Source organism: Thioalkalivibrio sp. AKL6 (genome assembly GCF_000376905.1).
GTDB lineage: Bacteria > Pseudomonadota > Gammaproteobacteria > Ectothiorhodospirales > Ectothiorhodospiraceae > Thioalkalivibrio > Thioalkalivibrio versutus.
This window is the reverse complement of record NZ_AQXS01000008.1, coordinates 155701-173321: the sequence shown is the minus strand read 5'-3', so window position 1 is coordinate 173321 and position 17621 is coordinate 155701. Positions and strand designations below refer to the sequence as shown.

Genomic DNA, 17621 nt, shown 5'->3' with positions numbered 1-17621 from the left:
GATCCTGGGGTGAGAGGGCAGATGAACGCACCGGTGGCCGAAAAACCGATCTTCCACGTGCCGCGCACGGACCATGTGACGGCCTCGCTGCACGCGTTGACCGACACCCAGCGCGACGAGCTGGTGCGCCGCATCAAGCGCTTGCTGATCGAGCGCAACGCGGTGCTGGTTGCGCATTACTACGTGGACGAATCCCTGCAACGCCTGGCGGACGAGACCGGCGGTTGCGTGTCCGACTCCCTGGAGATGGCGCGCTTCGGCAAGGAGCACCCCGCGGAGACACTGGTGGTCGCCGGCGTGCGCTTCATGGGCGAGACGGCCAAGATCCTGAGTCCCGAGAAACGCGTCCTGATGCCGACGCTGGAGGCCGAGTGCTCGCTGGATCTGGGCTGCCCGGCGGACGAGTTCGCGAAGTTCCGCGCGCAGTATCCGGACCACACCGTGGTCGTGTATTCGAATACCTCGGTGGACGTGAAGGCGCAGGCCGATTACGTCGTCACCTCCAGCATCGCCGTGCCGCTGGTCGAGCACCTGCGCGACCAGGGCAAGAAGGTGCTCTGGGCCCCGGACAAGCACCTGGGCGATTACATTCGCCGTACTACCGGCGCCGACATGGTGCTGTGGGACGGCTCCTGCGTAGTGCATGACGAGTTCCGTTCCTGGGCGCTGGAAGACCTGCGCGGGCGCCATCCCGGCGCCGCCGTGCTGGTCCACCCGGAATCCCCGCGCGAGGTGATCCACCAGGCGGATGTGGTGGGGTCCACCAGCCAGTTGATCGCGGCGGTTAAGGACCGCCCGGAACAGGAATTCATCGTCGCGACGGACAAGGGCATTTTCTACAAGATGCAGCAGGCCGCGCCGGACAAGAAGCTGATCGAGGCGCCCACTGGTGGCCACAGCGCCACCTGCACCAGTTGCGCGCACTGCCCGTGGATGGCGATGAACGACCTGGTCTCGCTGGCCGAGACGCTGGAAGACACCAACGAGCCGGCGAAGAACGAGATCTTCGTCGACGAGACCGCGCGCCAGAAGGCCCTGGTCGCCACCCAGCGCATGCTCGATTTCGCCGCCGAACACCGCAAGGCCACCGAAGGCGACGCCTGAGCACTTTGCCGGGATGACCGACGGGCATTAACAGGACGATGTAATGGGCCAAATGTCTCGCAGGCTGGACCGTACCGCCGTCTTGAAGGCGCTCAGAGATCACCGTGCGTATCTCGAACGCGAATTCGGCGTGTGCGGCCTGGCGCTGTTTGGCTCGCTGGCCCGCGACGAGGCCGGAGAGCAGAGTGACGTCGATATCCTGGTGGGTTACGACGGCCCGGCCTCCGCACAACAGTATTTCGGTGTGCAGTTTTACCTCGAGGATCTTCTGGGGTATCCGGTGGATCTGGTCTCGGAAAAAGCTCTGCGCGCCGAGCTTCGTCCGTTCGTCGAGCGCGAGGCGATCCGTGTCTGAGTCCATGGCCGGGCGCGAGTGGCGTTTCTATCTGGACGACATGATTCGGTTCGCTCGCAAGGCGATGGCCTATACGGATGGTCTTGATCGCGACATGTTCATACGGAATGAGCTCGTCTTCGACGCCGTACTCCGTAACCTCGAGCTGATCGGCGAGGCTGCCAGTCATGTGCCCCCCGAGGTCCGGGAGGCGCATCCGGATATTCCCTGGCGCATGATCGTTGCTACCCGCAATCGGCTGATCCATGCCTATCTGGGTATCGACAGCGACACGATCTGGAATTTGGTGGACGAGCACCTTCCAGATTTGGTCAGCGGTCTCGAGAAAATGCGCCAGGAGTTGTAGGGGCTAGGGTTTTTTGGCCGCCTGTCGGGCTTCGACGTCCGCCGCTAGCTGCGTGGGACATGTGTTCCATAGGTTTCTATCGGTCGTTAAGCCACGCGGCCCACTGCGAGTGGGTGGAGGCGTCCACGCCGGCAGCCTTTGCTTCCTGCTGCAGGTGGGTCTGCAGGTCGGCCATCAGTTCGGAATCCATCAGCTCGGGCTCCAGCGTCAGTTGCGCGTGCAGCGTGCTGTAGACGAGCTTCAGTTCATTCACCGGATAATGCGACCAGTCGAGGTGGGCCATGGTGTCCGTTCTCCATATGGGGTGGGTAATTCGTGTCTCTGAATATAGCTTGGCGTTGACCTCGGTGGCTGGACAAATGGGCTTGCGGGGTATCGGACATGTTTAAGCGGCGGGCGCGCCTGCTGGTGGCGGCCGAGCGGGCCGACGGGCGTGCTGCACGCGTGGCCGAGCTGGCGGCCGCCGACGCGTTCGAGGACTGGATCGAGGTGCGCCCGGCGCGGATCATGGGCGGGGTCACGGCAGAGGATCTGGCGTGGGCCGACCTGCTCGTGGCGGTCGACGCGGCGGCCGCCCGCGCGATGCCCGCCGAACGCCCGGCCACCTGCCGCCCGAAGTACTGGACGCTGCCGGGCGAGACCGGGGCGGCGTTCGACCTGCAGACCCTGGAGGTGCTGCGTTGCATGGTCGGTGGGATGCGCATGCTCGCGCGCGTGGACGCCGAAGACGATGCCTGAGTAGTTCGTCGTGCGCGTCGGGCGGGGCCCTTGCGCTTCGCGAGGTCGTTCTGGATGGCCGCGCCCAATTCTCCGGAATCCTGGCCACAATTCTTGAGTTCCTGCCGTCGATCCGTCTCCTGATCCGTCATCCCGGGAACCGCGTAGCGGTGATCCAGGATCATTGACCCTGCCCGTTCCGGCGAGATCCCGGCTCTACGCTTCGCTTCGGCCGGGATGACGATATCCTCCGTCATTGCGAAGCCCGCGAGGGGGGGCAATACCCATCCGAAACCCCGATGCTTGCCTCGCGGGTGAGGGGGTGGCGTTCGGGCTGTCCGCGGAGGTCGCCACGGCGCGGCGCGCCTCGCGATGACGTGCTCATCAATCCGTTGTGGGGAGGCTCCACCGGGGGCTGAGGTGCTTCTACTCGGGGTGGTAGGGGACGGGTGCGCGGGCGTGGAGCTGGGCCAGGTGGTCTTCGTAGAGCGCCCAGATGCGCGGGGCGATGGCGCCGCGTGAGCCGGGGTAGGTGAGGCGGTCGGGGTTGAAGCTGATCAGGCGCTCGATCTCGGTGCAGCGCAGTTCCTCGTTGATCACGTTGAAGATGAGGATCTGCGTACCCTGGTCGGCGATGGGCAGCAGGGCGCCGATGAGGCCGGTGTCGTTCAGCCCGGGGTCGCTGCGGGCATCGCCCAACTCGGCGGGGGGGCGCACCAGTGTGCCCAACAGCTCCTGATAGGCCTGGTCACAGGCATAGCAGATTTCCGGTGCACGCAGGCCCTGCACGCGCGCACAGGCTTGACGCACCGTTCCGTCTGGCAGCGCCATGCGTTCCGGGGCGACCGGGATGCGGTTGGTCTTGCCGTTCGGAAGCAGGCGCGGGACCGACTCCTGGCAGGAGGGGCAGCGCCATGTTGAGACTCGCGGGCCGTCGATTACGTTATTGGGCGGCATGCGGCGCTCCCCGGAAAATAGATGGGGTCAGTATACGGCGCGGCGAGGGGCTTGTTGGGGATGGCCCGCGGGCGAATGCCCCGGCCAGGATCGGCCGCGGGCAGGGGCATTCGCGGGCAGGCTCGCTCCCACAGGGCGGTTCCCGCAAAGCCTTGTTTGAACAGGAGTGCCCGGTTCAGCCGAAGTAGTCGGGCTCGTTTCCCGGGCGCCACTTGATGTTGCAGCCGAGGCTCGGGTGCTGGGGCTCGGGTGCCGGCTTGCCGGCCAGGAGTGCGTCGCTGGCGGCGCGCAGGTCACGTCCGGTCACCGGGACGTCGGATCCCGGGCGGGTCTCGTCGAACTGGCCGCGATAGTAGAGCTTGCGTTCGGCGTCGAACAGGTAGAAGTCCGGCGTGCAGGCGGCGTGATAGGCCTTGGCGACGGACTGGTCCTCGTCCAGGCAGTAGGGGAAGTTGTAGCCGAAGCGGCGGGCATCGTCCTTCATTTTGTCCGGCGCGTCGTCCGGCACGGCCTGGATGTCGTTGGAGTTGATCGCGATGACCGCGATGCCCTTGGTGGAGTATTCGCGGCCGTAGCGGGCGAACTCGTGACGGATGAGCTGCACGAACGGGCAGTGGTTGCAGATAAAGGCGATGATGTAGCCTTTCGCGTCGGGGAAGCTGTCGAGGCTGATGGTCTCGCCGGAGACGACGTCCGGAAGGGAAAAGCGGGGTGCCTCGGTGCCGAGTTCGATCATCTGCGAGGGGGTGCGGGCCATGACTGCTCCAGTGTTCGGATTTGCGACAATTATACGGCGTTGGCCGGGGGTGCTTGAAACCTTCCGGCCCCGCCAGCACTCTTCGAGATAATACCCTAGCAATGGAGTAAGGAATATGGGCTGGGTGACCGGTGTCGTACAGGAGCGCAAGCAGTGGACGGATCGACTGTTCTCGCTGCGGGTGGATGCCGAGGTTGAGCTGTTCAAGGCCGGGCAGTTCAACCGCCTGCGTCTGGAGATCGGCGGCGAGCCGGTGGCCCGGCCGTATTCCTATGTGAATGCGCCGGGCGAAACGCCGCTGGACTTCTATCTGATCACCGTTCCGGATGGACCGCTGTCCAATCGTCTGGCGCAACTGGGGCCGGGCGACACGGTGGAGCTGATGCCGCGCGCGACCGGCTTTTTCACCCTGGATGAGCTACCGGACAGCCGCGACCTGTGGCTGCTTTCCACGGGCACTGCGCTGGGGCCGTTCCTGTCCATGCTGAAGACCGATACCCCCTGGGAACGCTTCGAGAACATCCGCCTGATCCACGCGGCGCGCAAGGCCGAAGAACTGACCTATCAGGACACGATCCGGCAGTTCCAGGAACGTGATGCGAAGCGGTTCCAGTACATCCCGTTTGTCAGCCGCGAGCCGTTCCCGGGTGGGCTCGAGGGCCGGGTACCGGCCGCGATTGCCGAGGGCCGCCTGGAGCATCACGCGGGCCTGAAGATCACGCCGGAGCACTCCCAGGTCATGCTGTGCGGCAACCCGGACATGGTGAAGGACACCGCCGCGATCCTGCGCGAGCGCGGGCTGGAGAAGAACCGCCGACGCAAGCCGGGGCAGATCACGACCGAGAACTACTGGTAGGTCCCCGGATATGTAGGAGCGTGCTTGCACGCGAAGCCCCTGCTCACTTCCGACTTTGGCAGGGGCTTCGCGTGCAAGCACGCTCCTACGAGTATCAAGCCCCCGGGGCGGGCCCTGGCGCTAGTCCAGCAGGTTCGCCGACCAGGCGCGGATCAGGCCGGCGACATAGCGGGTGTGTTCCGGGCGCGAGAGCAGGTGGTCGGTCTGGTGCAGGGCGACGAAGCTCTTCGGGTGATGGGCCTGCTGGAAAATCTTGCGGGCGTGGTCGACGCTGACCACGGTGTCGCCCGGTGCATGCAGCAGCAGGAGTGGCTGCTCCAGGGTCTCCAGTGCGGCATCCAGGGTCGGCTCCTCGATCGACTCGATAAAGGCATGGCCGATTTCCACCGGCCGCCCGCCGATGCTGATGCGGGCCGAACCCTCGCGCCGAATCTCCTCCGCGGTATCGCCGAACAGGTGGGCGACATGGCCGGGGCGGCTGGGGGCGGCGATGGTCACGATGCCGTCCAGTGACTCGCGCTGCGCCCCCACATAGATCGCCATGGCGCCGCCGAAGCTATGGCCGATCAGCAGGTTGGTATGCCGCCCCGTGTAGGTCTCCAGCGCCTCGATGGCGGAGTGCAGATCCTCACAGTAGGTCGCAAGCGTGCTGTCGCGAAACTCCCCTTCGGAGTCGCCCAGCCCCATGAAGTCGAAGCGCAGGGTGGCGATGCCTTCCGCGGCGAGCGCGCGTGCAAGCCGCACCGTGGCAGGAAAGTCCTTGGAGCAGGCGAAACAGTGGGCAATGCAGGCCTGGCCGCGGAGGGCATCGGGCTCGGGCGCGACGATCACGCCGCCGAGGCGGGCGCCGCGCGGGGTCTGAATGGTCAGCGGCGTGTTGTGGGTCGCCATCGGGTGGTCTCCGGGTGTCCTGATTAGCAACCAGCTTCAGCCGATTGCAGGGAATATTTGCCCACTGGTTGGCTCCCTTCTGCCGCGGCAGGGTGCCGTTGAGCGCAGCGAAACGCACTATTTCCCGCGTCGCGCCAGTCCCTTGATGGGATTCGCTGCGCTCATCCCATCCTACGACCCGGCGGCTGGCTGAACGACATTGCTAGTCAGGCTGGGTGTTAGGGAAGCACTGGTTATGGTGGTCCCACCGGGGGCGGTCTGCGATCATACGGGTTTGATGATCCGAATGGCCACGCGGGGTGTCTCCCGGTATACGGCCACCACTTCACGGGACCACTGGGGGACGGCTTGGAAACCGAGAGTCAGATTCGCGCACGCCTGGCCGAGCTGGAGGCCGAGCACCGGGCTCTGGATTCCGCGATCGGCGTGATGCACGAGCAGGCCGCACCGGACAATTTCGCCATCCAGCGCCTGAAGAAGCGCAAGCTGCAGTTGAAGGACTCTATCCAGCGCCTGCGCAGCCGCCTGATCCCCGACCTCAACGCCTGACGCGCCTTTGTTTACCACGAAGCGGATGAAGAAGGGCAAGGTTTTTAGGCGGTTGTCAGGCGAGTAGGATGCGTTGAGCCATGCGAAACGCATCAGGGGCCGGCCGTTCCGCAGAGCCGATGCGATTCGCTGCGCTCATCCGCATCCTACCCTTTTTGCACACCATCCCCGGTTTTCTCCGTGACCTCCGTGTCCTCTGTGGTTCAAACGCCTTTGGCCCTTCTTCGTGCCTTCGTGCGCTTCATGTTGACCAACAACAAAAAACGGCGCCCGGAGGCGCCGTTTGAGTGTGTTCCATAGTGGAACGCTGGAGCTTAGCCCCAGATGTCGCTGGTGATGCCGTTGTACCAGGCGCGGGTGTATTCCGCCTCGCGGCGACGGAAGCTGGTGCTGGCACCCGACGGGCTGACCCCACCGGCACCGGATACCCCGGCCATCGCACCGTCCTGGTACTGGTAGACCGCGGCTACGCTGACCGCGTAATCGGGGGTCACCAGGCTGTAGCAGGTGTTGGCGGACGACGGGTTGATGGGCTCCTGCCCCGCCAGTTCGCGGACGATGGCGGCCGCCACGATCTTGCCCTGGTTGTTGGCCGAGTGGCCGGACTTCGGCATGGCGCCCGCCACGCTGGCATCCCCCAGGACGTAGATGTTGTCGTCCATCTCCGACTTGAAGGTCAGCTGGTCGACCGGCACCCAACCGGCGTCGTCGGTCAGGCCGACGTCATGGGCGATCTGACCGGCGTGCTGGGCCGGGATGAAGTTCAGCACGTCGGCGCGGACGCGTTCGAAGCCGCTGTCGGCCAGTACGGTCATGTTGGAGACGTCGATCTCCTCGGCGCGCCCGCCCGATGAGCCGGCCCGCCACTCGATCATGTCGCCATAATGCTCGGCCCAGCCTTCCTCGAACAGGCCCTGCTTGGAGAAGCCATCCTTCGGGTCGAGGATGATGATCTTGGAACGTGGCTTCTCCTGCTTGAAGTAGTTCGCGACCAGCGATACCCGTTCGTACGGCCCCGGCGGGCAGCGGAACGGGTTGGGCGGGGCGACCATGACGAATACGCCGCCGTTCGGCATGTCCTGCAGCTGGGAGCGCAGCAGTTCGGTCTGCGAACCGGCCTTCCAGGCATGCGGGATGCGCTCGGCATCGGACTCGGAGATGCCCGGCATGTCGTCGTAGCGGAAGTCGATGCCCGGTGACATCACGAGCTTGTCGTAGCTCACGCGGTCGCCTCCGCTCAGGCGCACGCTGCGCGCATCGGCGTCCACCGCGGTGACGCGGTCCTCGATGATCTCGATGCCGTATTCATCGCGCAGGGTGTCGTAGCCCTGGGCGATGTCGTCCATGCCGGCGAAGCCGCCGATCACCCAGTTACTGCCGTAGCAGGTGTAGTAGGTGGCGTTGGGCTCGATCAGCGTTACGCGCATGTCGGGCGAGAACTGCTTGATGTATTTCGCGGTGGTCGCGCCGCCGGAGCCGCCGCCGACGACCACGATGTGGGCCTTTTCGGCCCCGCGCATGCCATTGGCGGCACAGCCGATACCGGTGAGGGCCGCGGCGCTGCTGATGCCCGCGACCTTCAGGAAATTACGTCGATTAAAGTCATGCATGATTCGTTTCCCCCTGATCAGAAGCGGCTGAAGTAGCCGGCCATCGATTCGATTTCCTCGTCGGTGTAGCCCTTGGCGTGACGATCCATGATCGTCGCGTCGCGGTCACCGTCGCGGAATGCCTTCATTTGGCTCTCGATGACTTCAGCGGGAATGCGGTTCAGTTCCGGTACGCCGTCGTCTGCAGCGGCTGCGTTGTGGCAGGCCTTGCAGGACGCGGCCATCAGCTGGCCCCGGGTGATTTCGTCGTCGGCAAGGGCCTGGGTAGCAGTGCCCGCCATCGCCAGCGAGGCGGCAAGCCCCACCAGGTACAAGTGCGATTTCTTCATTGAAACGGACTCCTCCGTAAGAAGTGGCTTTTAGCGAGCGACAGCTGTGAAGTACTGTCTTCATCCTTTGGCCCGGTGTGAAGATCCGGGTTGTGATTACGCCACCGGGTTCGAGCCCGGTAGTTGCGCCTGATCGCGAAAACCAACGATCATGAACCTCGTATAGCACAGAAAAAACGCCTTTTCGATGCATTGCAAAGGCATATGCCGCCAGGAGGAGTGCCATGACAGGAGAACGACGTCGTCATCCAAGGATCCCGATGACGGTCGAGGTCGTGGCCGAGTGCGAGAGCGGGGATACGGTCACCCTGACCACGAACGATATCTCCGGCGGGGGGGCCTTCCTCGAGTGGGAAGACCCGGAAAATGCCTGCGTGGGGCACCTGATGAAGCTCGCCTCGGACGACGAACTGATGCTGCAGGTATTCGGCATGCTGGGGGATGGCGGCGCGGCGCCGCGGGTCAAGGCCCAGGTGGTGCGGGTGATGGACGGGGGTATTGCGGTGCGCTTTGACCCCGAAGAGCTGGAATAGCCACCGGGAACCGGCGTTACGCCTCGCGCTCGATCTGTTCCAGCCCAGCGGCCCATTCGTCGGCGATCAGCGGATTGGTCAGCAGCCAGTTCACGGTGTCCGGGCTCCAGTCATCCTGCGCCTCTTGCAGGGCGCTCTCCCAGTCTGCTGCCGTGTAATCCCCGCGCCCCAGGGTGCTGAGGGCCTGCAGCTCCGCCTGTTGGTCCGGACCCAGGTCGCGCAGCGTGCCCTCCAGTTCCTGCAGGGTCAGGTCGCTGGCGTGATCAGCCAGGATCTGCATCGCCCAGTCATTATCGCTACCCTCGCTTCCGGTATCCGGGAAGACCACATCCTCTTTGGCATGGAATTCCCGTGCGGCCTGGATTAACCGCTCCATCGTCTCGCCGGTGATGCCGAGGGAGATGGCCATCTAGTGGGCCGGCGTCCGTTCCTGGGCCAGGACCCAGGGGGCGGCCACGATCGCGGTGAAGATCGGGTCGTTCGCGGCCCAGCGGCGGGCATCGTCATCCGAGGCCCGCGCGACCTGGTCGTTGGCCAGCCATTCGCTGACCTGGTGGGTCGCATCGTCGCGGATGGCGCGGGCGACCTCGATCAGATCCAGCTCCGGCGCCACGCGGATCACCACGCCGCGCGCGAAATGCGGCATCAGGTCTTTCCACGGCAGCGGGCCGGCCTGTTCTTCCAGTGGGACTTCGGGTTGTTCGGCAGTGGCGTCGTGCATGACGGTTCCAGTCGGTTTCAGATATCGTTCAGGCTAGGCCGATACCCTTGTATCTTCAACATCTGCCCACGCACGCGTCCGGAGAATGCACCGATATGCGACCCACGCCGGATCTCCAGCCCGGATACCGCGGGCGGGACCTGACGCGGCCCCGCGCGGGCCACGCACTGGTGCTGGCGACGCTGCTGTTCGTGGCGCTTCCGGCGCAAGGCCAGTTCAACACGGATGACCCCGAGGCCGCCGTCTGGGATCTCGACGAGGCCGTTGCCCAGATCGAGGCGCACTACCCGGGCCGGGTGCTCCACGCGCGCGAGGATGTGAGCCAGTTCGGGGCGCGTCTGTTCATCATCCGTATCCTGACCAACGATCAACAAGTGCGTACCCTCCGGATCGAGGAAGGCACCGAAGTGGAGCTCCCGGAATGAACCTGCGCGTGGTACTGATTGAAGACGACGTCGCGCTGCGCAACCAGATTGGCGAGGAGTTGGACCGCAGTGGCTGCCGCGTGGATACCGCCTCGGACGGCGAGACCGGGCTTTACCTGCTGACCGAGTACCACTGCGACATCGCGGTGGTGGATCTGGGCCTGCCGGGCATGGATGGGCTGGACGTGATCCGCAAGGCGCGCGAGTCCAAGCCGCGCCTGCCGATCCTGATCCTGACCGCGCGCGACCGCTGGCAGGACAAGGTCGAGGGCCTGGAGGCCGGGGCTGACGACTACCTCGCCAAGCCGTTCCACATCGAGGAATTGCTGGCGCGGCTGCGCGCCCTGGCACGCCGCAGCCTGCAGTCGGGCCAGGAGCGGCTGGCGTTCGGGCCGCTGGTGATCGACACCGCGGGTGACGAGGTCTGGCTGAATGGCGAGCCGGTCACCCTGACCACATTCGAATACCGCCTGCTGATGACATTGGTCCGCCAGCCGGGCCGGGTGCTTAGCAAGGATGCGCTGGCGGACTACCTCTACGATCACGACGAGGACCGCGAAAGCAACGTGATCGAGGTCCTGATCGGGCGCCTGCGGCGCAAGCTGGATGCCGACGGCAGCCTGGGATTGATCGAGACCCTGCGCGGACGCGGCTACCGCTTCGCCCGCGAACCCGACGCCGTGCCGGAAAACGAGTCGGACAGCCCTCGATGACCTGCCGCGAGGCTGCCGGGTCCGCATGACAGCGGCCCTGCGCAAGTTGCGTGGGAGTCTGGTCCTGCGCTTGGCGGGGGTCACGGCGATCACCGTGCTGATCTTCTCGTTGCTGACCGCCTGGGTGCTGGAGGCCGCCTTCCGCGACAATGCGGCGGATGCGGTAGAAACCCGCCTCGAGGCGCAAGTCCTGCTGCTGATGGGGCTGGCCGAGGTGGTTGGCCCGGCCGATGTGCGCGTCCCCGAGATGCTCCCCGAGAGCCGTTTGCAGTTGCCAGTCAGCGGTCTGTACGCGCGTATCCTGGGCGAGGAGGGTCAGACCCTGTGGCGCTCGCCGTCCGCGGTCGGCGTCTCCCTGCGCGGCTGGACGGAAGACGACTACTTCAGCTTCAGCCTGCCGGTGCAGTGGGAGCTGGACGGCGGTCAGGTCGGCCTGACCTTCCAGATGCTGGAGGACCGCGAGGCCTTCAGCGAACAGGTCGAGCAGTACCGCACCAGCCTCTGGCAGGGGCTGATGACCATGACCCTCTCCATGATCCTGGTCCTCTCGCTGGCGTTGTGGTTCTGGGGCTTGCGCCCGCTGCGCCAGGTCCGGCGTGACCTCGATGCCCTGCGCCACGGCGACCATGCGCATCTGGCCGGCGATTATCCCACCGAGGTCCGCGCCCTGACCGGCAGCATCAACGACCTGGTCGAGTTCGAACGCGCCCGCCTGGCGCGCCAGCAAAATGCCCTCGCGGATCTGGCTCACAGCCTGAAGACCCCGATCTCCGCCCTGCGCCTGAACCTCGAGAGCGCGCGACCGGATAATGACGACATGCAGCGCCAGGTCGACCGGCTGCAGGGCATCGTCCAGCATCAGCTCAACCAGGCCCAGCGGCTTGGGCCGGCCCCGTTCCAGGCTGCCGAGCCGCTGGGGCCGATCATCGAGCGTACCGGACAGGCATTGGGACGGCTCGCGGCCCAGGAAGGGGTGGCGCTGGAGACCGATCTGGCTGCGGGCTGCGTCCTGCGCATGGACAGCGGGGCGATCTTCGAGCTCCTCGGCAATACCCTGGACAATGCCATCCGCCATGCGACCACGCGGGTGCGCATTACCACTCGCTGCCAGCCCGGCGAGGTGATGCTGATCATCGACGATGACGGCCCCGGCATCCCGCCGGCCGATCGTGCCCGGGTGCTGGAGCGCGGGCAGCGCGCCGATACCCGCGGCGGCCAGGATGACGGCCGCGGTGAGGGTCAGGGGCTCGGTCTCAGCATCATCCACACCCTGGTGACCGACCACGGCGGGACGCTGTTCATCGAGCAGGCCCCGGAGCTCCACGGCGCGCGCATCCGCATGGTGTTTTCCGCGTCCTGAAACCGGTGCGGGCGGGGTCGGGGGTTACTCCATGATGCGTTTCGCGGTGCTCAACGCATCCTACAAAGCTCCGCAACGACACCGCGCGGCTGGACATCGCCCCCGTAGGATGCGTTGAGCACCGCGAAACGCATCAACCAGGGCGTGTCGCGCCCCAAACCCTTCGAAATCAGAGTGTGAGGCCGTCCATCGGCAACGCCGGGGGCTCGCCCAGCACACTGTCGCGCACCAGCGCGGCCGCGCCGCAGGCGAAGGTCCAGCCGAGGTGGCCGGACCCGGTATTGAGGTAAAGGCCGGGTACCGCGGTCGCCCCGAGGATCGGGGTGCCGCGTGCGCTCATCGGGCGCAGGCCGGTCCACGGGGCCATGGTCTCGGCATCCATTCGGTCGGGCAGGCTGGCCAGGGTGCGCCGGCAATGATCCAGTACGCTGGCGGCCCGCTGCGGGTTCAGGCTGCCGTCGCGACCCGCGAACTCCGCGGTGCCGGCCAGGCGCAGGCGATCGCCCAGCGGGGTCATCACGACCTTGTTGGCGTCGTCGATCAGCGGCAGGTGAATCCGGGTTCCGGCGTCCATCGGCAGGGTCAGCGAGTAGCCCTTGACCGGTGCCACGGGCAGCCGGATCCCGAGTGGGCGCAGCAGATCGGGCGCGTGGTAGCCGTTGGCAACGACACAGGCATCCGCGGCGATCGGGCCTTCCGAGGTCTCCAGCGCATCGAGGCGGCCGCGGAAGGTGCGCAGGAGGCGCACCGCCACGCCCGGGCAATAGGTCAGTCCGCGGCGGCGGGCGATGGCCAGCAGGCCCGCGGTAAAGCGGGCGGCATCGCCGATGGCATCGTCGGGAAAGTAGAGCCCGCCGCACAATTGATCGCGCACGGGGGCCAGCGCCGGCTCTTCGGCGATGATGCGTTCCACGGTCCAGTCCTCGAAGCGCACGCCGGCGTCCGCCATGTCCTCGCTGGCGGTGCGATTGCGGGCCTGGCTGGCCGGGTCCTGGAATAGCTTGAGGATGCCGCTGCGGCGGAAGTCGAAGTCCAGCCCCTCGGGTGCCAGCTCGCGCTGCAGGCGGTCGATCTCCTGCAGGGAGAAGGCCGCCAGGCGCGCATTGAGCCGGGTGTGTTCCTCGAAGCGCGCGCGGCGGCTGTTGCCGAGAAAGCGCAGGCCCCAGCCGATCAGCCCCGGTATGGCGTGCGGGCGCACCAGTAGTGGCGAATCGCGGCGCCCGAGATAGCGCAGCAGGTCGAGACCCACGCCCGGGGCGTTCCAGGGTTCGGCATGGCTGGCATGCAGCATGCCGCCATTGGCGAAACTGGATCCGCTGGCCGGCGCCGCAGCGGCGTCCAGCAGCACGACCTCGGCTCCGGCCTCCTGCAGGTACCAGGCTGTGGTGACACCGATCACCCCGGCGCCGATGACCGCTACGCGCATCCGTTGGTCCTTCCGTTGTCGTGGCTCATGTGCCACTGGCCAGTCGTTGGATCAGTGTCGCGTATTCGCGTTCCAGGCGTTTGGGCGAAACCTTCTCGCGGGTGCCCAGTTCCTGGGCGAACTGCGAGACGCGGAATTCCTCGATGCGATAGCGAAAGGCGAGGACGTCCGGGTGGTCCGGGGCGCGGGCGATCAGTTCCTGCGCCTGCTGCCACAGCGGCTCCACGGCGACGCGGCGGGCGCGGTCCTTGTCCGGGGCCTGGCTCAGGCGTTCCAGGCGCTTGTCGATCGCCTCGAGGTAGCGCGGCAGTTCCGGCAGGACATCATGCGGGATGCGCAGCAGGAAATCCGCCGGGACCAGCGCTTCCAGCTGCCCGCGGATGTCGCGCGCGGCCTCGATCCAGGACAGCGGCAGGTCGCCCTGCAGCCGGGTGCGCAGGTCGTGCCAGCGGCGCAGGATCTCGGCGGTCAGGCGCGAGAGCTCCATTACGGTGGGCGAGAACGCCGGCAGCGACTCGTTGAGTCGTTGGGCGAACGCCTCGGCGGCGCGTGGCCAGGGCTCGGTCAGGAACACGCGGTCCGCAGCGGCCTCCAGGATCTGGTCGCGCAGGGTCTCGCAGCTGCCCAGCGTCGAGTAGTTCAGGCAGGCGCGTTCGATCTCCGGGAGCTGGCGGCGCAGATCGCGCGCGGTCTTGCGGGCGCCGAGCAGGAACAGCCGGCGCAGGCCCGCGCGGTGGGCGCGTTCGGCCTTGGTCGGGTCGGGTTCCAGCTCCAGCGAGACCGAATCGTTACGGTCGACCAGGATCGGGAAGGCCCGCAGCTGTGCCCCCTGGTGGTCGAATTCGACGCTCTCCGGCAGCGCACCGAAATCCCACTCGGTGATGCCCTCGCGGGTGATCTCGTCCGGGCGGCTGGCGTCGAAGTGGGCCTCGGCGCTGTCGCCCAGCTGGCGCTTCAGCGCGGGCAGGTCACGGCCGCTGGCTTGCTCTTTTCCCTCCGGGTCGAGGATGCGAAAGCGCATCACCAGGTGCGGCTCCAGGGTCTCCGGGCGCCAGGCATCCAGCGGGATGTCGGTGCCGGTCATGGCGCGCAGGGCCGCGGCCAGTGCGGGAATCAATGGGCCCTGGCGGTGTTCGATGCGGGCCAGGGCGGCCTGGGCGAAGTCCGGGGCGGGTACGAACTGGCGGCGCAGGGCCTTCGGCAGGCTCCGCAGCAGGGCGGTCACGCGATCCTCCAGCAGCCCCGGCACCAGCCAGTCGCCCAGCCAGTCGGGCACCGCGTTCAGCGCGGCGATGGGGATGGTGACGGTCACGCCGTCGTCCGGCTGGCCGGGTTCGAAGCGGTAGGCCAGTGGCAGGCGCAGGCCCTCGAGCTCCAGATGGTCGGGATAGGCGCCTTCCGGGAGCGTGGCCTCTGGCTCGTTCATGAGCTCGGCGCGGTCGATCTTCAGCGCCTCCGGATCGTGTTTTTCGGTCTTGCGCGCCCAGGTCTCGAAGCTCGTGCCGTCGGTGATCGCGGCCGGCAGACGGGCGTCGTAGAAGTCGAATAGGCGCTCCTCTTCCACCAGCAGGTCGCGGCGGCGCCCGCGCGCCTCCTGTTCGGCGATCTCGGCCACCGCCTCGCGGTTGGCGCGCACGCCGTTGGAGCGCGAGCGTAGCTCGCCACCGACCAGGCCCTCGCGGATCAGGATGCGCCGCGCCTCGGCCGGGTCGTGCTTGGCGAAGTCCACAGGCTTTTTCGGTGCCACGACCAGCCCGTACAGGGTGATGCGGTCGAAGGCCCCGACGCGTCCGCTGCGGCCCTGGAAGTGCGGCTCGAAGATGTGGTGCTTAAGCAGATGCGGGGCGGCGGTCAGGATCCAGTCGGGCTCGATGCGCGCGTTGTCGCGGGCGTAGACACGCGTGGTCTCGGCGATCTCCGCGCTCATCACCCAGGCCGGCTTCTTCTTCGCCAGCACCGAGCCGGGGTGGATCTGGAAGCGGCGGTTGCGCGCGCCCAGGTAGTCGCCGCGCTCGGTCTTCTGCCCGACCTGACTGACCAGCCCGGTCAGCAGCGCCCGATGCACCGCCTCGGCGTCCGCCGGTTGCTGGTTCGGGTGCAGGTCCATCTCGCGCGCCAGGCGCAGCAGCTGTACGCGCAGCTCCTGCCATTCGCGCATGCGCAGAAAGTTCAGGAAGTGCTCGCGGCACCAGCGCTTCAGGGCACTGGACCCGAGGTCCTCGCGGGCGATGTGCCAGGCGTCCCACAGCCGCAGCATGCCCATGAAGTCGGACCCCTCGACCTGGAACTCGCGGTGGGCCTGGTCCGCCGCCTGGGTGGCCTCGGCCGGGCGCTCGCGCGGGTCCTGCAGCGACAGGGACGCGGCGATGGTGGCGGTCTCGGTGACACAGTCGTGCTCGGTGCCGGCCAGCAGCATCGCCGCGTGGCGCGGGTCGATGGGCATGCGCGCGAGCTGCCGCCCGCGCCGGGTGATCCGGCCACGCTCGTCTACCGCGCCCAATTCGTCGAGCAGGTGGTAGCCATCCTTGACCAGGCGCGGGTCGGGCGGGTCGAGGAACGGGAACTGGCGCGGCTGGCCGAGCTTCAGCGCGGCCATCTGCAGGATCACCGAGGCGAGGTTGGAGCGCTGGATCTCCGGGTCGGTGAAGGGCGGGCGCAGGTTGAAGTCGTCTTCCGCGAACAGCCGGATGCAGATGCCGGGGCCCAGCCGGCCGCAGCGCCCGGCGCGCTGGTCGCAGGCGGCCTGCGAGATGGCCTCCAGGCTCAGGCGTTGCACCCGCGAGCGCCAGGAGTAGCGCGAGATGCGCGCGAGCCCCGAGTCGATTACGAAGTGGATGCCGGGCACGGTCAGCGCGGTCTCGGCGACGTTGGTCGCGAGCACGATGCGGCGGCCGCTGTGTGACTGGAATACCCGCGACTGCTCGCGCGCGGACAGGCGTGCGTAGAGCGCCAGGATCTCGGTGTCGGCGCGGACCTGGCCGCGCAGGGCCTGGTGGGCGTCGCGGATCTCGCGCTCGCCGGGCAGGAACACCAGTACGTCGCCGGGCCCGGCGCGCTCGCACTCGGCCACCGCGTCGCGGATGCCGTCGAACAGGTCGCGTTCACCACGCCCCTGTTCGTCGCCTTCGTCCCCAGTATCCTCCGGCTCGATCGGCCGGTAGCGGACCTCTACCGGATAGGTGCGTCCGGCCACCGTCAGGATCGGGGCGTCGTCGAAGAACGCCGACAGCCGTTCGGGGTCGAGGGTGGCCGAGGTGATGATGATGCGCAGCTCGGGGCGCTTGTGCGACAGGCGTTTGAGCACGCCCATCAGGAAGTCGATGTTCAGGCTGCGTTCGTGCGCCTCGTCGACGATGATGGTGTCGTAGGCGCGTAGCTCCGGGTCATGCGCCATTTCCGCCAGCAGGATGCCGTCGGTCATCAGCTTGATCCAGTTGTTTGCCCCGGTCTGGTCGGAGAAACGTACCTTGAAGCCGACCGTGGAGTCCCGGTTGCCGCCCAGGGTGGTGCCCAGTTCCTCGGCGATGCGGCTGGCCACCGAGCGCGCGGCGATCCGGCGCGGCTGGGTGTGACCGATCAGCCCGGCCTCGCCGCGCCCGGCCTCCAGGCACAGCTTGGGCAGCTGGGTGGTCTTGCCGGAGCCGGTCTCGCCGCACAGCACGAGCACCGGGTGCTCGCGGATGGCGGCGACGATGCGTTCGCGTTCGGCGTGGATCGGCAGGTCGCCGGCGTAGACGGGTTGCGGGCGCAGGCGGGCGCGCTCGTCGCTGCCTACCTGGGGGCCGGCCCCCTCGGTGGTGGCCAGGCGTTCGGCGAGGGTGCGGGCCATGCGGTCGCACGGCTGCCCGCGCCGCTGGCGTTGGCGGGCCCGGCGCAGCAGGTCCGCGAGGTCCTTGCGTTCGCCGCCGGAGGGCAACGCCTCGATGCGGGCCGCGAGGGCGTCGAGATCCGGTGCGGGGGCCGGTTTCACGC

20 protein-coding genes are annotated in these 17621 nt (G+C 67.2%); 10 read left to right on the top strand and 10 right to left on the bottom strand.

The features are described from left to right. Window positions 1-21: 21 nt before the first annotated feature. From nadA to D575_RS0103890, 3 genes are read left to right on the top strand one after another with little or no spacing between them, the layout of a single operon-like run. Entirely contained in the window at window positions 22-1104 is a 1083-nt protein-coding gene (nadA, locus tag D575_RS0103900; RefSeq protein ID WP_018144605.1) for a quinolinate synthase NadA, read from the top strand. Between the two features lie 43 nt (window positions 1105-1147). Beyond that, window positions 1148-1459 (top strand): nucleotidyltransferase family protein, encoded by a 312-nt coding sequence (locus D575_RS0103895; protein ID WP_018144604.1) that lies wholly within the window; start codon window positions 1148-1150, stop codon window positions 1457-1459. Between the two features lie 4 nt (window positions 1460-1463). Further along, window positions 1464-1805: a DUF86 domain-containing protein gene (locus tag D575_RS0103890; RefSeq protein WP_018144603.1), complete on the top strand. Its 342-nt coding sequence runs from the start codon at window positions 1464-1466 to the stop codon at window positions 1803-1805. A 76-nt stretch (window positions 1806-1881) separates the two neighbouring features. Here D575_RS0103890 and D575_RS0103885 read toward each other — a convergent pair whose 3' ends face one another. Next, window positions 1882-2088 (bottom strand): hypothetical protein, encoded by a 207-nt coding sequence (locus tag D575_RS0103885; protein WP_018144602.1) that lies wholly within the window; start codon window positions 2086-2088, stop codon window positions 1882-1884. A 98-nt stretch (window positions 2089-2186) separates the two neighbouring features. On the opposite strand from D575_RS0103885, the gene D575_RS0103880 reads away from it, so the two are divergent. After that, window positions 2187-2543, top strand: coding sequence for a hypothetical protein (locus D575_RS0103880; protein ID WP_018144601.1), 357 nt, complete (start codon window positions 2187-2189; stop codon window positions 2541-2543). Between the two features lie 405 nt (window positions 2544-2948). Here the strand turns inward: D575_RS0103880 and D575_RS0103875 are convergent, their stop codons facing one another. Beyond that, window positions 2949-3479, bottom strand: coding sequence for a hypothetical protein (locus D575_RS0103875; protein WP_018144600.1), 531 nt, complete (start codon window positions 3477-3479; stop codon window positions 2949-2951). Window positions 3480-3654: 175 nt separating this feature from the next. Then, window positions 3655-4236, bottom strand: a complete 582-nt coding sequence (locus D575_RS0103870) for a thioredoxin family protein (protein ID WP_018144599.1) — start codon at window positions 4234-4236, stop codon at window positions 3655-3657. Between the two features lie 115 nt (window positions 4237-4351). Between D575_RS0103870 and D575_RS0103865 the strand changes: the two genes are divergently transcribed. Continuing rightward, entirely contained in the window at window positions 4352-5092 is a 741-nt protein-coding gene (locus D575_RS0103865; RefSeq protein ID WP_018144598.1) for a ferredoxin--NADP reductase, read from the top strand. Window positions 5093-5212: 120 nt separating this feature from the next. Here the strand turns inward: D575_RS0103865 and D575_RS0103860 are convergent, their stop codons facing one another. Beyond that, on the bottom strand, window positions 5213-5983 hold the full coding sequence (locus tag D575_RS0103860) for a S9 family peptidase (protein WP_018144597.1): 771 nt from the start codon (window positions 5981-5983) through the stop codon (window positions 5213-5215). A gap of 348 nt (window positions 5984-6331) precedes the next feature. Between D575_RS0103860 and D575_RS0103855 the strand changes: the two genes are divergently transcribed. Next, window positions 6332-6532 (top strand): YdcH family protein, encoded by a 201-nt coding sequence (locus D575_RS0103855; RefSeq protein WP_018144596.1) that lies wholly within the window; start codon window positions 6332-6334, stop codon window positions 6530-6532. Between the two features lie 314 nt (window positions 6533-6846). Here D575_RS0103855 and D575_RS0103850 read toward each other — a convergent pair whose 3' ends face one another. Then, window positions 6847-8142 carry an FCSD flavin-binding domain-containing protein gene (locus tag D575_RS0103850; protein ID WP_018144595.1) on the bottom strand — a complete coding sequence of 432 codons (1296 nt, stop codon included), beginning with the start codon at window positions 8140-8142 and terminating at the stop codon, window positions 6847-6849. 17 nt (window positions 8143-8159) lie between these two features. Then, window positions 8160-8471, bottom strand: a complete 312-nt coding sequence (locus D575_RS0103845) for a c-type cytochrome (protein ID WP_018144594.1) — start codon at window positions 8469-8471, stop codon at window positions 8160-8162. A gap of 224 nt (window positions 8472-8695) precedes the next feature. On the opposite strand from D575_RS0103845, the gene D575_RS0103840 reads away from it, so the two are divergent. Then, complete coding sequence (locus D575_RS0103840) at window positions 8696-9004, top strand: PilZ domain-containing protein (RefSeq protein ID WP_077277014.1); 309 nt, start codon at window positions 8696-8698, stop codon at window positions 9002-9004. A gap of 16 nt (window positions 9005-9020) precedes the next feature. Here the strand turns inward: D575_RS0103840 and D575_RS0103835 are convergent, their stop codons facing one another. Together D575_RS0103835 and D575_RS0103830 are read right to left on the bottom strand one after the other, a co-directional pair. Then, on the bottom strand, window positions 9021-9413 hold the full coding sequence (locus tag D575_RS0103835) for a DUF3775 domain-containing protein (RefSeq protein ID WP_018144592.1): 393 nt from the start codon (window positions 9411-9413) through the stop codon (window positions 9021-9023). Beyond that, window positions 9414-9725 (bottom strand): DUF2288 family protein, encoded by a 312-nt coding sequence (locus D575_RS0103830; protein WP_018144591.1) that lies wholly within the window; start codon window positions 9723-9725, stop codon window positions 9414-9416. It abuts the gene before it with no gap. Window positions 9726-9820: 95 nt separating this feature from the next. Between D575_RS0103830 and D575_RS0103825 the strand changes: the two genes are divergently transcribed. Genes D575_RS0103825 through D575_RS0103815 form a run of 3 tightly spaced genes read left to right on the top strand, consistent with a single transcriptional unit; the run spans window position 9821 to window position 12223 of the window. Beyond that, on the top strand, window positions 9821-10150 hold the full coding sequence (locus D575_RS0103825; protein ID WP_018144590.1) for a PepSY domain-containing protein: 330 nt from the start codon (window positions 9821-9823) through the stop codon (window positions 10148-10150). Beyond that, window positions 10147-10863, top strand: a complete 717-nt coding sequence (locus D575_RS0103820) for a response regulator transcription factor (protein WP_018144589.1) — start codon at window positions 10147-10149, stop codon at window positions 10861-10863. Before D575_RS0103825 ends, D575_RS0103820 begins: the two co-directional genes overlap by 4 nt. Before the next feature lie 25 nt (window positions 10864-10888). Then, entirely contained in the window at window positions 10889-12223 is a 1335-nt protein-coding gene (locus tag D575_RS0103815) for an ATP-binding protein (protein WP_018144588.1), read from the top strand. A 169-nt stretch (window positions 12224-12392) separates the two neighbouring features. Here the strand turns inward: D575_RS0103815 and D575_RS0103810 are convergent, their stop codons facing one another. Together D575_RS0103810 and hrpA are read right to left on the bottom strand one after the other, a co-directional pair. Then, window positions 12393-13685 carry an FAD-dependent oxidoreductase gene (locus D575_RS0103810; protein ID WP_369699424.1) on the bottom strand — a complete coding sequence of 431 codons (1293 nt, stop codon included), beginning with the start codon at window positions 13683-13685 and terminating at the stop codon, window positions 12393-12395. Continuing rightward, window positions 13675-17619, bottom strand: a complete 3945-nt coding sequence (gene hrpA, locus D575_RS0103805) for an ATP-dependent RNA helicase HrpA (protein ID WP_018144586.1) — start codon at window positions 17617-17619, stop codon at window positions 13675-13677. Before hrpA ends, D575_RS0103810 begins: the two co-directional genes overlap by 11 nt. Between the last annotated feature and the right edge of the window lie 2 nt (window positions 17620-17621).

Bases quoted from the DNA above. Each gene is read 5' to 3' on its own strand.
- D575_RS0103815 (WP_018144588.1), top strand. From the start codon at position 10,889: ATGACAGCGGCCCTGCGCAAGTTGCGTGGGAGTCTGGTCCTGCGCTTG.
- D575_RS0103820 (WP_018144589.1), top strand. From the start codon at position 10,147: ATGAACCTGCGCGTGGTACTGATTGAAGACGACGTCGCGCTGCGCAAC.
- nadA (WP_018144605.1), top strand. From the start codon at position 22: ATGAACGCACCGGTGGCCGAAAAACCGATCTTCCACGTGCCGCGCACG.
- D575_RS0103890 (WP_018144603.1), top strand. From the start codon at position 1,464: ATGGCCGGGCGCGAGTGGCGTTTCTATCTGGACGACATGATTCGGTTC.
- D575_RS0103830 (WP_018144591.1), bottom strand. From the start codon at position 9,725: ATGCACGACGCCACTGCCGAACAACCCGAAGTCCCACTGGAAGAACAG.
- D575_RS0103840 (WP_077277014.1), top strand. From the start codon at position 8,696: ATGACAGGAGAACGACGTCGTCATCCAAGGATCCCGATGACGGTCGAG.
- D575_RS0103850 (WP_018144595.1), bottom strand. From the start codon at position 8,142: ATGCATGACTTTAATCGACGTAATTTCCTGAAGGTCGCGGGCATCAGC.
- D575_RS0103875 (WP_018144600.1), bottom strand. From the start codon at position 3,479: ATGCCGCCCAATAACGTAATCGACGGCCCGCGAGTCTCAACATGGCGC.
- D575_RS0103845 (WP_018144594.1), bottom strand. From the start codon at position 8,471: ATGAAGAAATCGCACTTGTACCTGGTGGGGCTTGCCGCCTCGCTGGCG.
- D575_RS0103860 (WP_018144597.1), bottom strand. From the start codon at position 5,983: ATGGCGACCCACAACACGCCGCTGACCATTCAGACCCCGCGCGGCGCC.
- D575_RS0103825 (WP_018144590.1), top strand. From the start codon at position 9,821: ATGCGACCCACGCCGGATCTCCAGCCCGGATACCGCGGGCGGGACCTG.
- D575_RS0103880 (WP_018144601.1), top strand. From the start codon at position 2,187: ATGTTTAAGCGGCGGGCGCGCCTGCTGGTGGCGGCCGAGCGGGCCGAC.
- D575_RS0103895 (WP_018144604.1), top strand. From the start codon at position 1,148: ATGGGCCAAATGTCTCGCAGGCTGGACCGTACCGCCGTCTTGAAGGCG.
- D575_RS0103835 (WP_018144592.1), bottom strand. From the start codon at position 9,413: ATGGCCATCTCCCTCGGCATCACCGGCGAGACGATGGAGCGGTTAATC.
- D575_RS0103870 (WP_018144599.1), bottom strand. From the start codon at position 4,236: ATGGCCCGCACCCCCTCGCAGATGATCGAACTCGGCACCGAGGCACCC.
- D575_RS0103885 (WP_018144602.1), bottom strand. From the start codon at position 2,088: ATGGCCCACCTCGACTGGTCGCATTATCCGGTGAATGAACTGAAGCTC.
- D575_RS0103865 (WP_018144598.1), top strand. From the start codon at position 4,352: ATGGGCTGGGTGACCGGTGTCGTACAGGAGCGCAAGCAGTGGACGGAT.